Origin of the sequence: Sporolactobacillus spathodeae, from assembly GCF_016908935.1 — a bacterium.
GTDB classification, from domain to species: Bacteria; Bacillota; Bacilli; order Bacillales; family Sporolactobacillaceae; genus Sporolactobacillus; species Sporolactobacillus spathodeae.
Map to the genome: position 1 here is coordinate 1 of NZ_JAFBEV010000005.1, position 12,346 is coordinate 12,346.

10 protein-coding genes are annotated in these 12,346 nt (G+C 43.8%); 1 reads left to right on the forward strand and 9 read right to left on the reverse strand.

The window, feature by feature from the left end:
• Positions 1-120 precede the first annotated feature (120 nt).
• From JOC27_RS03535 to JOC27_RS03570, 8 genes are all read right to left on the reverse strand, one after another.
• Positions 121-891: a 2-keto-4-pentenoate hydratase gene (locus JOC27_RS03535; protein ID WP_205005636.1), complete on the reverse strand. Its 771-nt coding sequence runs from the start codon at positions 889-891 to the stop codon at positions 121-123.
• Positions 892-1,131: 240 nt separating this feature from the next.
• A complete protein-coding gene (locus tag JOC27_RS03540) occupies positions 1,132-1,548 on the reverse strand; it encodes a Spx/MgsR family RNA polymerase-binding regulatory protein (protein WP_205005637.1) in 417 nt (138 codons plus the stop codon).
• Between the two features lie 113 nt (positions 1,549-1,661).
• Positions 1,662-3,032, reverse strand: a complete 1,371-nt coding sequence (locus tag JOC27_RS13580; RefSeq protein WP_205005638.1) for a peptidoglycan DD-metalloendopeptidase family protein — start codon at positions 3,030-3,032, stop codon at positions 1,662-1,664.
• Between the two features lie 477 nt (positions 3,033-3,509).
• A complete protein-coding gene (locus JOC27_RS03550; RefSeq protein ID WP_205005639.1) occupies positions 3,510-4,463 on the reverse strand; it encodes a D-2-hydroxyacid dehydrogenase in 954 nt (317 codons plus the stop codon).
• A gap of 185 nt (positions 4,464-4,648) precedes the next feature.
• Positions 4,649-6,370, reverse strand: coding sequence for an acetate--CoA ligase (gene acsA / locus JOC27_RS03555; RefSeq protein WP_205005640.1), 1,722 nt, complete (start codon positions 6,368-6,370; stop codon positions 4,649-4,651).
• 254 nt (positions 6,371-6,624) lie between these two features.
• Complete coding sequence (locus JOC27_RS03560) at positions 6,625-7,776, reverse strand: NADH-dependent flavin oxidoreductase (protein ID WP_205005641.1); 1,152 nt, start codon at positions 7,774-7,776, stop codon at positions 6,625-6,627.
• Between the two features lie 99 nt (positions 7,777-7,875).
• Positions 7,876-8,634, reverse strand: a complete 759-nt coding sequence (locus JOC27_RS03565) for an exodeoxyribonuclease III (protein WP_205005642.1) — start codon at positions 8,632-8,634, stop codon at positions 7,876-7,878.
• Between the two features lie 225 nt (positions 8,635-8,859).
• Positions 8,860-10,332 carry a nicotinate phosphoribosyltransferase gene (locus JOC27_RS03570; protein ID WP_205005643.1) on the reverse strand — a complete coding sequence of 491 codons (1,473 nt, stop codon included), beginning with the start codon at positions 10,330-10,332 and terminating at the stop codon, positions 8,860-8,862.
• 390 nt (positions 10,333-10,722) lie between these two features.
• Between JOC27_RS03570 and JOC27_RS03575 the strand changes: the two genes are divergently transcribed.
• Positions 10,723-11,718 carry an asparaginase gene (locus JOC27_RS03575; RefSeq protein ID WP_205005644.1) on the forward strand — a complete coding sequence of 332 codons (996 nt, stop codon included), beginning with the start codon at positions 10,723-10,725 and terminating at the stop codon, positions 11,716-11,718.
• Positions 11,719-11,801: 83 nt separating this feature from the next.
• On the opposite strand, the gene JOC27_RS03580 is transcribed toward JOC27_RS03575, so the two are convergent.
• Positions 11,802-12,332, reverse strand: coding sequence for a ribonuclease FAU-1 family protein (locus JOC27_RS03580; protein WP_205005645.1), 531 nt, complete (start codon positions 12,330-12,332; stop codon positions 11,802-11,804).
• Positions 12,333-12,346 lie beyond the last annotated feature (14 nt).

Sequence of the window (12,346 nt, forward strand, 5' to 3'; positions counted from 1 at the left end):
ATAGGAATCACCTATTCTTCCATTATAAAGGATTTTTTTGTCTAGAAACCATATTAATTTTGAACATTCATAGTATTATGAATGGTTTGAATAAAATAGTGAAACGCTAGTATTACCGGATTAGCGAACATCAAATGAAAGTGTACCCAAGTGATGATCAAAGGTGGCAACATAATGGCCTTTGCTCAGTTTCTTTGGCAGGCAGAATGTACCTGTTGATACAGTCATGCCTTTTGTCAGTTTCTTACCTTCCTGCGCTAATTTCTGAACAAGCCACTGTAATGCGTTGAGCGGATTACCAAGTACCTCGGAAGAAACTCCTGAAGTCAACGCTTCCCCGTCACGCGTCACTTGCGCATGCACGTCTGCCATCTCTTCAATCGTCGGTTTATCAGCCGGTTGGCCAACGACAACTCTGCCGCAGACCGCGCTGTCGGAAATCACCAGTTCAAGAGGCAATGAAGGAAACCAGTCTTTGAACCGAGAATCCGGAACCTCGACACCCGGCGCGACTTCTGTTTTCGAAAGCAAATCCTGCAAATCATCTTCCGGCAGCAAATCGTCGGTCACAGTAAATTCCAATTCCAGTTCCAACAGCGGCTCATTCATTTCAGAATAGTTGATGATCGCGCCGTCCTTTAGTAGCTTTGAGGCAACAATCTGTCCGTATAACGGCGAGTCCGAATGAAAAAGATCTTGTGTTTGCTTGCTCGTTAAACTTATCTTGTACCCCTTCACCGGTTCCCCTTTTGCGCGATTGAAAGCATGTTGTACGTCGTACGCGTCGACTAAATTCAGAGCCTTAAAGTCGGCTTCTTTCCAGGAAATCGGTTGATTGTCGCGATACGCGGCATACAGCTTTTCTGACAATTTGTCCTTTGTAAACATCATCCTTAAATGCCTTCTTTTCTATATATTTGAAAGATTCAATAATTATTATAGTACAGCTGTCCTGACTGTCAATTGAAAAACGCTCACACATTGCCTGTTCTGTCAGAAAGTTAATATTAAATTTATACAGAGCTTATTTAAAAACAAAATACACCCCCGAAGATAAGAAATTCTCTTTCTCATCTCGGGGGTGTATGGTCTAGTCTATTATTAAATGTTCAATCCGTAAAAGCAAATCTGTTATGCGCGCATCTGTTCTTTTTCTTCCTCAGATGCCAATCTGATTGTCTGTTGGTGTTCCTCAGACGCTGCAATTCGAGCAAGCTGATCATGATGATAGCCAACAACAAGGTTCTTGCCATCGGTAAGAATTGGTCTTTTTAATAACTTCGGTTCATCAGCGAGGAGCTTCAACGCACTGCTTAGCGGTAAAGATTCAATATCGATCGAAAGCTTCTTGAATTCTCTGCTGCGTTTTGCCAGCAATTCCTCGACACCGGATTTAGACAGCTTCAAAATTTCCATTAACTCGCTAGTATTCGGATGATCACGGAATAAATGTCTTTCCTCGTAACGAATCTCATGACGGGTGAGCCAGCCTTTTGTTTTTCGGCAGGACGTGCAGCTTGGATACGTATAAAATACGAGTTTTGCCATTTCTTCTCATCCTCTCACTGGTTTGTTCTTTTTATACCCGCAAAAAGAAGAAAAAAAACACGATTTAAGGAAAAAATTTATAAATTCAAGCGAAAATTCTCAGTATTTGTCGGTTAATGAATATAGTCCATCGGATTGACAGCGCCATTGTGCGGCGGTGCTGTCCAGTAACCCTGATAAATTTCAAAATGAAGATGTGTCCCAAAAGCTTCTCCGGTTGCACCCATCGTCCCGATTTGCTGACCTTGACTGACGGATTGACCTGTCTGAACTGAATAAGCGGACATATGCGCATAGACTGTCGTATAAATCTGTCCACGAATCATGTGTGAAATCATCACGCAATTGCCATAGCTTGTCGATTGATAAGCGCGGAAAACAATGCCACTTGCCGCCGCTACAATCGGAGTACCGGCACTGTTTGCAATATCGATTCCCGGATGAAATTCATGATCAAATGTACGATAGCCGAAACCAGAAGAAATCGACCCAGCAGCTGGTTTTATAAAATCAGTTTGAGCTGTCTCTTTATTAGCTGGTACTGGTGATGCGGCTTCTGCACGTGACGGAGCAGTTGAGCCCGATGATAGATTTTGAACTTTTTCTGTTGCTTGACTTCCACCAGACTGATTTGTTGGCTTATCCGTTGAAATAGTTGCACTGCTTGTTGCCGCATGTTTATCTATTGAGGAAGACGGTTTAGGGGCTTTGCGTTCCGCCATGGCCAGCTGTTCTTTTACGACAGCTTCCTGAGCTTTAAGAATGCCTGCTTGCTCCTGTTTGCTCATCAGAACATCTTCAAGTTCATTTTCATGTTTTTTCAATTGTCCAATCACAAGTTGCTGTTGTTTCTTTTCTTCTTCCAACGTGTTCTTCAGTGATTGCAAATTGGCTAAGTTCTGTTCAGTCGCAGTCACTGTCTGACGTATTTCTTGTTTTTTCTGATTAACAAGTGCCTGATCACGTTTTTCGGCATTAATCATTTGGACATCCTGGTTTGCAATTGCCCGCAAAGCGAGCAGACGGCTGATAAAATTTTCAAAGCTTCGAGAACCCATCAACACGTCCAAATAGGTCGATGATCCGCCATTTATGTATACTGCCCGAATGCGTTGTTTTAACAATTGTTTTCTATAATTCAGCCGCTCGGTCACTTGTCGGAGTTCGATTTTCGAGTCTTGCAGATCCGAACGGTTTTGTGTTAATGCTTCTGATGTATTGGTAATTTGCAAATTGGTTATTCCTATTTTCTTCTGTGATTTCTCTAAAGACTTGAGAAGTCCCGCTTTTTTTTGCCTATTTTCCTTCAACGCTGCGGTCGATGATGTTTGTTGTTGCTGATTTTCTGACTGACTCTGACGGATCTGCTGCAATTTATTATTTAGCGCAGCCTTTGAAACGGCGAATACCGGAACCGTCTCGAGAGGAAATATAAGCAGGCTACACAAAACAGCAGAAACGATCCATTTTAAACTTTTTTTCACCCTGGCACGAACTCCTCTCCTCCGCTGCACCTTCCGCACAGTTCTTTAGTCGCATATTCCGACATAATCTATCAAACTCCGACTCTATCACTATTATAGCAAGTTATCATTTTTCATATCGGTTCTTTTGATAATTTTCTGTAATTATTTTTGTTTCGTAATTGATGCTCAAATTATTGCATGCATTTCTCTGTTCTTCCCGCAGGCGCCAGCAGACCTCCGCTGCATTTTTCGCGCAAATCCTTATACATTCTCACCTTCGCACAAAAAAATCGTCAAAAGTGACGATTTGATTATTTGCTATCAGTTTTTTAGCTCTGTTTCATTAATTTTGCTTCTCTAATTGACACTCGTCCTGCTCTATCCACAGGATGAGTGTCCTATGAAACTAGGTTTATCTCGAAGTAAACAAACGACAATGAAATTCATCCCTGCCGATGCCGCTAAAATTCCTGTCGCGTTTGACCATCCTCCGGATCAATAACCGAGTTTCCGATTGACTATATTTTGCAAATGCTGTCCTTCTTTAAAGCGCTGCAAATTGTCCGCGAGCAAACTCAATTGTTTCTCTGCTTTTTCTGGACTCAGCCCGAGCGAATGCGAGGTGATCAACACATTCTCGCAATCCCAAAGCGGATGGTCCGCAGGCAGTGGCTCCGGAACCGTCACATCCAGTCCCGCCCCGCTCAATTGTCCGCTTTGCAAAGCGACAATCAGATCATCTTGCACAACAGATTGCCCGCGACCGGCATTGATAAAAACTGCCCCTTTTTTGCATTGAGAGAAAAATTTACGATCAAAGAAATTTTCCGTTTCTTCAGTGAGTGGCAGGACGTTAACAACAAAATCACTTTGTGAAACAGCCTCGCTAATTGCATCGACAGTGAAGATTTCATGCACATAAGGCGGACAGGCGCTTTTTGTTCGTTTCACACCAAGAACCTGCGCACCGAATGCTGCAAGACGTATCGCGGTTGCCTTGCCGATATTTCCTAGCCCGACGATCGTGACTGTCGATCCCTCAATTTGTCGTGGAACGTCTAGACAGCGCCATTGATGCTTCGCAGTCTGTCTGGCGTATTCAGGGATTCGGCGCGTTAATGCAAGCATCAACGCGAGAATATGTTCCGCACCAGCCGTATTATAAACACCTGTGGCGTTGGTGATGACGACATCGCTCGAAATTTCTGGATTGTTCGCAAAATGATTGGCTCCGGCACTTGGTAATTGCAGCCAGCACAATCCATGCATTTGCCGCAAAGTTTTTGAATCAGGCCATCCGACAAATACCTCAGCCTGTTCAAGCATTTCTTGGGGACAATCATTTAATGGATAAAACTGATAGTCATTCTTAAACTGTTCTTTAAGTTGCATCCACTTCTCATTCGGGAGCGAGAAATCCGCTCTAAATCCAAATATTACTGTTTTCATTGACCGAGACCGCCTTTCTAAAGTCTATTCCTTTTCCCTACATCTTGTTTCAGTATAATACAGCTATTGTATTTTTCGTAGGAATAGCATTCTATTAAAAAAGGATGTCTGAAAAGTCTTACGACCTTGAGGCATCCCTGTGAACTGTCTTCCTATCAATTTTTTATCGATTCATTTAAACTTCTTCAATCTTCCAGCGTTGACAAATCACCAACAGGAAGATTGAGTTCCCACGCTTTCAAAACTCGCCGCATGATCTTTCCGCTCCGTGTTTTCGGTAATTTTTCCTTAAAATCTATCTGTCTCGGCGCTGCATGCGCCGCAAGGCCGTTTTTCACGAATTGATAAATCTCGTGTTTCAATGCCTCTGTTGCTTCAAATCCTTCACGAAGCGATATGAACGCTTTAATAATTTTACCGCGAATTGGATCGGAAATCCCAATGACACCTGCTTCTGACACAGCTGGATGCTCCACTAATTTGCTCTCCACTTCAAATGGACCAATGCGCTCGCCACTCGTCATGATCACGTCATCGACTCGCCCTTGGAACCAAAAATAACCGTCTTCGTCCATATATGCCGAATCTCCAGATACATACCAGTCATTCAACGTAAAATAGGCGTTATATTTTTCCGGATTATTCCAAATGGCACGCATCATTGATGGCCACCCTTTTTTTATTGCTAAGTTTCCCATTGTGTTTGGCGGCAGTTCCTGTCCGTCGTCATCGACAATTGCTGCTGTGATTCCTGGCAGCGGTTTACCCATCGATCCTGCCTTAATTTCCATCGTAGGTATATTGCAAATCATCTGCGCCCCGGTTTCGGTCATCCACCAAGTATCGTGAATCCGCTTCTGAAAGACTTCCCATCCCCATTTAATAACTTCTGGATTTAACGGTTCGCCAACACTTAATACATGGCGCAATGTCGACAAGTTATACTTTGCAGGCAGTGCATTTCCGGCACTCAGCAGCATTCGAAATGCGGTCGGCGCACTGTACCAAATGGTCACTTTATTCTTCTCAATCGTTTGATACCAATCTTCAGCGCTGAACCGGCCGCCGCGTACAACGATTGTCACCCCGTTCAGCCAAGGCGCAAACACGCCGTAGGAAGTACCGGTAACCCAGCCTGGATCCGCCGTGCACCAATAGATATCATCCTCTTGAAAATCAAGCACCCAGCGGCCCGTTTGAGCATGTTGAATCATCGCTTGATGGACATGAAGCACGCCTTTTGGTTTTCCAGTTGAACCAGAAGTATAATGCAAAATCATTCCGTCTTCCCGTGCCATCCACTCAATTGGGAAATCGGCATTTGCTTCTTGCATCGCCTGCTTATAATCAATATAAAAGCCGTTCGTACCAACCGTGTCGCCGATCAGAATAATATGTTTCAGGTGAGGCAGTTCGTCAACCGGTACACGGCTGAGAAGCTCAGGTGTCGTGCATAAAACCTTCGCCTCACTATCGGACAACCGATCGCGAACCGCGTCTTCCATAAACGCTTCAAAGAGCGGGCCGACAATCGCACCAGCCTTGATAGCGCCTAGGAATAGAATATACAGTTCTGGAGTGCGCGGCATAAATATAAACACCCGATCACCTTTGACAACCTCGGCCTGGTTCCTTAATAAATGAGCGGCTTTTCCCGATAAATGCATTAAATCGGCAAAACTATACTGTTCATCACGCGTCGCGTCCGAATAACGCAACGCAATTTTATTGCCCTTTCCCTCTGCAACATGACGATCAATCATCTCATATGCTGCGTTGATTTTGCCGGTTTGAAACCAGCTAAATCCTGTCTCTGCCTGCTTCCAATCAAAGTCTGAGCGCGTTTTTGCATAATCTTCAAGGACATGGGTTCCGTGATCGGCCGGTAAACGAAAACTTTTCAGCATAGGTAAACCTCCAGTCGATAAAATGTCACAGAATTGTCAATTTAAGCGCTTTCATTATTATAATATCTATGTATGGAATTGACAAACGTTATGTACTGATTGCCACGGGCGGACCCAAGATTTGATTATATTTCAGTGCAAAATGCTTCATTGACAGAAAAAGGGATAGCTCATTACCCATTTAACGGCTTTGAGGCATCCCTTATCATCTATCTTATTATTTAAAACTTTTCGGAAAAAAATAATTTTTTCTCTTAATTTTTCTGTTTTTCAGAATCGGCAGCGAGTGGAAACCAGCCTGTTGGCTGTGTGATGATTTTCCATAGCCGTTCGGGAACAACCAGGTTCTGCCGCGCCTCTTCGTCGACTGGCAACGTGACGCGAATTGTATCCAGACGATCCGCTTTAACTTTTTGCGTCCAATCCGGATCAATGATCGCTTCTCTGCCAATCGCGATTACATCCGCCCCATCACTAAGACCATTCACAGCTTGCTGCGGCTGCTGAATCCCACCTGCGGCAAGCAGCGGCACGCGATGGTTGATATGCTCTGACAGCAAATGAACATTGGATGCATCGCTTGCTTCATGGCCGTAAGGGAGCGTTGTGATATCCGTTTGCGACACATGCAGATAATCTACCCCAATGTTTATTAATCCGTCAATCAAATAAAATGAATCTTTTAAAGAATAGCCAACATATCGGTGCATTTCTTCTGGGGAAAAGCGGTAACCAACGATAAAAGTGGGGTCCGCATACTTTTGGACCACTCGCCGGACTTCTTCAAGAACAGCAAAAGGAAAACGCAATCGTTTGTCCAGGCTGCCGCCCCAATCATCTTGACGCCTGTTAAAATGAGCGGATACAAACTGCTGAATCAAATAGTGGTTGGCGCCGTGAATTTCCACGCCGTCAAAGCCTGCACGTATCGCCTGACGCGTAGCCACACCGTATTCTTTGATAATCACGCCGATTTCCTCTTCCGTTAAGGCTGCTGGCATATGCTCCGGATTGGAAAAAGAGGGAACAGCACTGGCGCTGACGGTTCGCCCATAAAGGGTTAATTGCGGTAACGCCTCACTTCCACCATGGTGGATTTGTAAAATGGCCCTGCTCCCTTGTGCCTTCATTGCTGATGCCATTTTTTTCAAGCGAGGCAATACGGTATCATTATAGGCAGTAAATTGATGGTCAAATGTCAGTCCCGTCGGAGAGACGGCAATACATGCGGAAATAAAAAGTCCCGCGAAGCTGCTCCGTCGTTTGTAATACGCCAGTTCTTGATCAGACACGGTGCCGTTATCATTCGCTGACCACGTTGTCATTGGTGCAATCGCGATTCGGTTATCAAGTATGACGCCGTTCGGTAATTCAATAGGATCAAACAAAGAATCATAGTTTACCATCCACATTCCTTCTTTCTTTTCGCCAATAGAAAACGTGCTTCTTCCTACAGTATAGTAGTTTGACACGTCGATGAATAATAAAAGCGCCCGTCAGACCATTCAAAGATCGATAACGAGTTCAATCGGGCAGTGATCGGAGCCCATGACTTCATGACGAATAGCCGCTTTTACAATGGCAGCGTTCAAGCGTTTTGAAAGAACAAAATAGTCAATACGCCAGCCGATATTCCGTTCTCGGGCATTTAAGCGATAAGACCACCACGTATACGCACCTTCAGACTGAGGATGCAGGGAGCGGAAACTATCAGCAAAACCCGCTGAAAGTAATTCAGAAAAGTCATGACGTTCCTCAACCGTAAATCCAGAATTTTTCTCGTTATTTTTTGGATAACGCAAATCAATGGCTTGATGGGCCACATTCAAATCGCCACAAAAAATGACTGGCTTTTCTAAATCCAACGATTTTATATAGCGTGTAAAAGCGCTCCCCCAGCCGAGACGAAAATCAAGCCGGGCGAGGTCTCTTTGAGAATTCGGCGTGTAACAGGTCACAAGAAAATAATCGGGGTACTCCAGAGTAATCAAACGACCCTCCTGATCATATTCTTCAATGCCCATGCCATACTTTACGTTTTCAGGCTTTCTTTTTACAAAAATAGCTGTACCTGAATAACCCTTTCTCACCGCGTGATTCCAATATTGAAAATAATCAGGTGTATCAAAAGCAATTTGATCGGCTTGGAGTTTGGTCTCCTGAATCATGAAGGCATCAAGCTCTTGCTGCAGCATCCATTGATAAACATCCATTTTCCGCTGTAAGGCACGGAATCCATTGACATTCCACGATACGAGTTTCAAAACCGATCCACCTCTCGCCAATTCTTTCTTTATCTATGTTTAGAAAAACTAGGTTTCGCAAAGTATTTTTGTGACAATTTTTTTCGGCTACTCGCTTGCTGCGGGCGCTCGTGCAGATCTGCCACGCTTTACAGATACAATCATATCACTTCTTTACTGTCAAAAAAGCAGGCATGATGGACTTAATGCCTCACCATACCTGCCCGTTTTTCAAGCTCGAACGACTTATTTTTCACTAAATTGTTCCGCGTAGCTGTTCAAAAGCTCATACTTTGAATCCCATACTTTCTGCGATAAGTCGACATAATAGTTATGCGGATTTTCAAAACGAAGAACTTCTTCCCATTGGCGTTCCAGCTGACGTTTGCCGAAATCGCGTATCTCCAGAACTTTAGGACTTTTATAACATAATCGTCCGTTTTCAAATATTTGACGACGGAGAGGTTCAACTTTATAGCGCTTGAGCGTTTTCTTCTTCCAGGTGAAAACTGGATCAAAAAGCGTCAGTGGACGGCTTGTATCAATCGTTTCATCAAAATTACAAATTAAATCAGCGATTGCTTTATCGGCATCTTGTTCGTATACGCGGTAAATTTTCTTGAATCCCGGATTGGTGATCTTCTCCTGATTCTCGCTGATTTTAATCCGCGGAACAACCTGTCCATCCTTCTCAACAGCAACCAGTTTATACACGCCGCCGAAAACGGGTTCAGATTTGGCGGTTATCAACCGCTCGCCAACGCCGAAAGCATTGATTTGCGCGCCTTCTGCCAAAACATCTTTGATAATATGTTCGTCTAAGGCATTTGAAATGACGATTGACGTATTCGGGAAGCCTGCTTCATCCAAAGCTTGACGAACGCGCCGCGTTAAGTACGTGATATCGCCAGAATCAATACGGATACCTAATGGCTCATGTCCCCGCTCACGTAATTCTTTGAAAACCTTGATTGCGTTAGGAAGGCCGGATTTGAGCACGTTATATGTATCAATCAATACGAGACAATTATCCGGATAAGCTCTTGCCCAAGCTCTGAATGCTTCCAATTCGCTGTCAAAGAGCTGTACCCAACTGTGTGCCATTGTTCCGGAGACTGGGATATCGAACATCATTCCTGCCAATGTGTTTGCAGTTGCCGCACAACCGCCGATGATTGCAGCCCGAGCGCCGTAAATCGCTCCGTCATAGCCTTGCGCACGTCGCGAACCGAATTCCATCACCGGGCGCTTCCCTGCCACACGGCAGATCCTGCTCGCTTTTGTCGCAATCAGCGTCTGGTGATTGATTGTGACAAGGATCATCGTCTCCAGAAGTTGTGCCTGGATCGCCGGACCACGCACTGTAACCAGTGGCTCGTTTGGAAAAACAGGATAGCCTTCTGGAATAGCCCAAACATCACAGGAAAACGTAAAATCAGATAAATAGTTGAGAAACCTATCTGAGAACGTATTCAAGGAGCGAAGGTAGTCGATATCATCTGGAGTAAAACCTAGGTTCTCCAAATATTCAATCAGCTGATCAACGCCGGCCATCACGCAGTAACCACCACCGTCTGGCACACGCCTGAAATACATATCAAAATAGACAATCTGATCCCCAACACCTTCTTCAAGGTAGCTGTTTCCCATTGTGAGTTCATAGAAATCAACGAGCATCGTCAGATCTCTTTCGTTTCTCACATCAAATCTTGATTCCATTCACGCTTCCTCCAATTGACAATCGATAACGAGCAATTGATTCAAAAATGAGTATACTCTAGCTTATATAACTTGTAAACTTTACATTCCGGCGAACAAATGCCATGCATTTGGATGACTTGAAATGAATAATCCATTGATCGATCGTTCTAATTTATTCCCTCTAAATTAACCGCAACAAACCAGATTATGAATACTCTTGGCGTCCTGACACTTATTCTGTTTGAGTTGATTATATCATGCGCCAAACCATGCGTCTCTATCATGTGCTACTTAAGATTCGCACGATTCTGTAAAAAGTTCCCCTTCCCAAAATCTATCGTTTTTATTTACCATTTCATATATAATATAAGTTCAAGAAACAAATGCGGTTTGGAGTCGTATGAAGCCATGAAAAAAATTCTTGTGCTTGCAACAGGCGGAACAATTGCTTCGACTGCACAGGCGAACGGTCTTGCACCTGGATTGAGCTTAGCGCAACTATCCGGCTACTTTAATCATTTTAATCATAATATGTTGATTGATTTTCGCGTGCTGATGAATAAAGACAGCACCAATATGCAACCAGAAGACTGGTTGACGATTGCAACGGAAATCAGAAATAACCAATTGAAGTATGACAGTTTTATTATCACCCACGGAACAGATACAATGGGTTTTACAGCAGCGGGACTCTCATATCTACTTCACGATATTGATAAAACGATTGTCATCACTGGCTCTCAAGTTCCTGTCAGTTTTCATAAAACGGATGCTAAGAAAAATATTCGTGATGCGCTGACATTCGCTCAGAAAGCAGGTCTTCCTGGCGTCTTCGTTGTTTTCGACGGTGTCGCTATTATAGGGACACGCGCGGTTAAAATGCGAACCAAAAGCTATGATGCCTTTAAAAGCATAAATTATCCCTATATAGCAACAATTCATGAGGATACGCTCACGCTTTCCCAACCATTCCAGAGAGAGGTCCCCTCTTTTTTGAAGACGAGCATGGCAATATGCCCGGATGTGTTTTTGATGCGTATTTTCCCCGGACTCTCGCCGATGTTTTTCGATTTTCTCAAAGGACATACCCGCGGCGTGATTATTGAAAGCTTTGGCAATGGCGGTCTGCCGTTTGAAAAGAGAGATTTGGTGACAAAAATACGTGAATTGACTGCGCACGGTGTGCCGGTTATTATCACAACCCAATGCCTTGAAGAAGGGCAAAATATGGATATTTACGAGGTCGGTAAACGAGCCGCTGAAGCTGGGGGAATTACTGCCGGAGACATGAACACAGAAGCTATAGTTGCCAAACTAATGTGGATTCTAGGACAAACAAACAAGCTCAACGAAATTAAGCGATTGATTCAAACACCTATCGCTCATGACCTAACCTATATTTAATGTACAAACCATTTCGAGCAGCGACAAAATGGCGCGTTCGCAAACAACCTTTTTACTCAGTATCGAATTTCCCTGGGTATTGGTCAATTGTTACTCAGCTTTTCCCAATACAAAGCAGATCGATTGATGAGCGGCTGCAATACATCTGGCAACTGCCTTATCAAAGTATTAGCCACTTTTTTGACCTGTCCCTTTTCAAATACATGAAGCGGTTCAGGTAGCTCGTCTTCGTCAAGCAGGTAATGCCTTCCATCCGGCAATGCCAGCAGATCAAGAATCAAATCTTGATACGAAATCAGTTGTTCCCCGATTTGCGTGTGTTTGGAGAAATTGATATAGGAGCCGATATATTCCCCGTTTTTTGTCCGCCATTGATAAACATTGTATGGGCAATCCGTCCAGAAAAACGCGAATGTAGTGCTTCCAGCAGGTATTGTTAATAATTCCTTCTGGCCAAAATAGAGTGAGCGGTTAGCATCTATTCGATAACTGACTGCAGCCTGAACTGTATTCGCTTCAAGTAGCAGACACGGATACTCCTTAATACGCCCATCATAATACACTTTTTTTTCCACGATCGTACGGCCAAATGACTGATCCAATCCGCTTGACATGGTCACAACTCCTG

Coding starts and splice junctions, on each gene's coding strand:
- JOC27_RS03535 (WP_205005636.1), bottom strand. CDS start 891: ATGATGTTTACAAAGGACAAATTGTCAGAAAAGCTGTATGCCGCGTAT.
- JOC27_RS03540 (WP_205005637.1), bottom strand. CDS start 1,548: ATGGCAAAACTCGTATTTTATACGTATCCAAGCTGCACGTCCTGCCGA.
- JOC27_RS03550 (WP_205005639.1), bottom strand. CDS start 4,463: ATGAAAACAGTAATATTTGGATTTAGAGCGGATTTCTCGCTCCCGAAT.
- acsA (WP_205005640.1), bottom strand. CDS start 6,370: ATGCTGAAAAGTTTTCGTTTACCGGCCGATCACGGAACCCATGTCCTT.
- JOC27_RS03560 (WP_205005641.1), bottom strand. CDS start 7,776: ATGGTAAACTATGATTCTTTGTTTGATCCTATTGAATTACCGAACGGC.
- JOC27_RS03570 (WP_205005643.1), bottom strand. CDS start 10,332: ATGGAATCAAGATTTGATGTGAGAAACGAAAGAGATCTGACGATGCTC.
- JOC27_RS03575 (WP_205005644.1), top strand. CDS start 10,723: ATGAAAAAAATTCTTGTGCTTGCAACAGGCGGAACAATTGCTTCGACT.
- JOC27_RS03580 (WP_205005645.1), bottom strand. CDS start 12,332: ATGTCAAGCGGATTGGATCAGTCATTTGGCCGTACGATCGTGGAAAAA.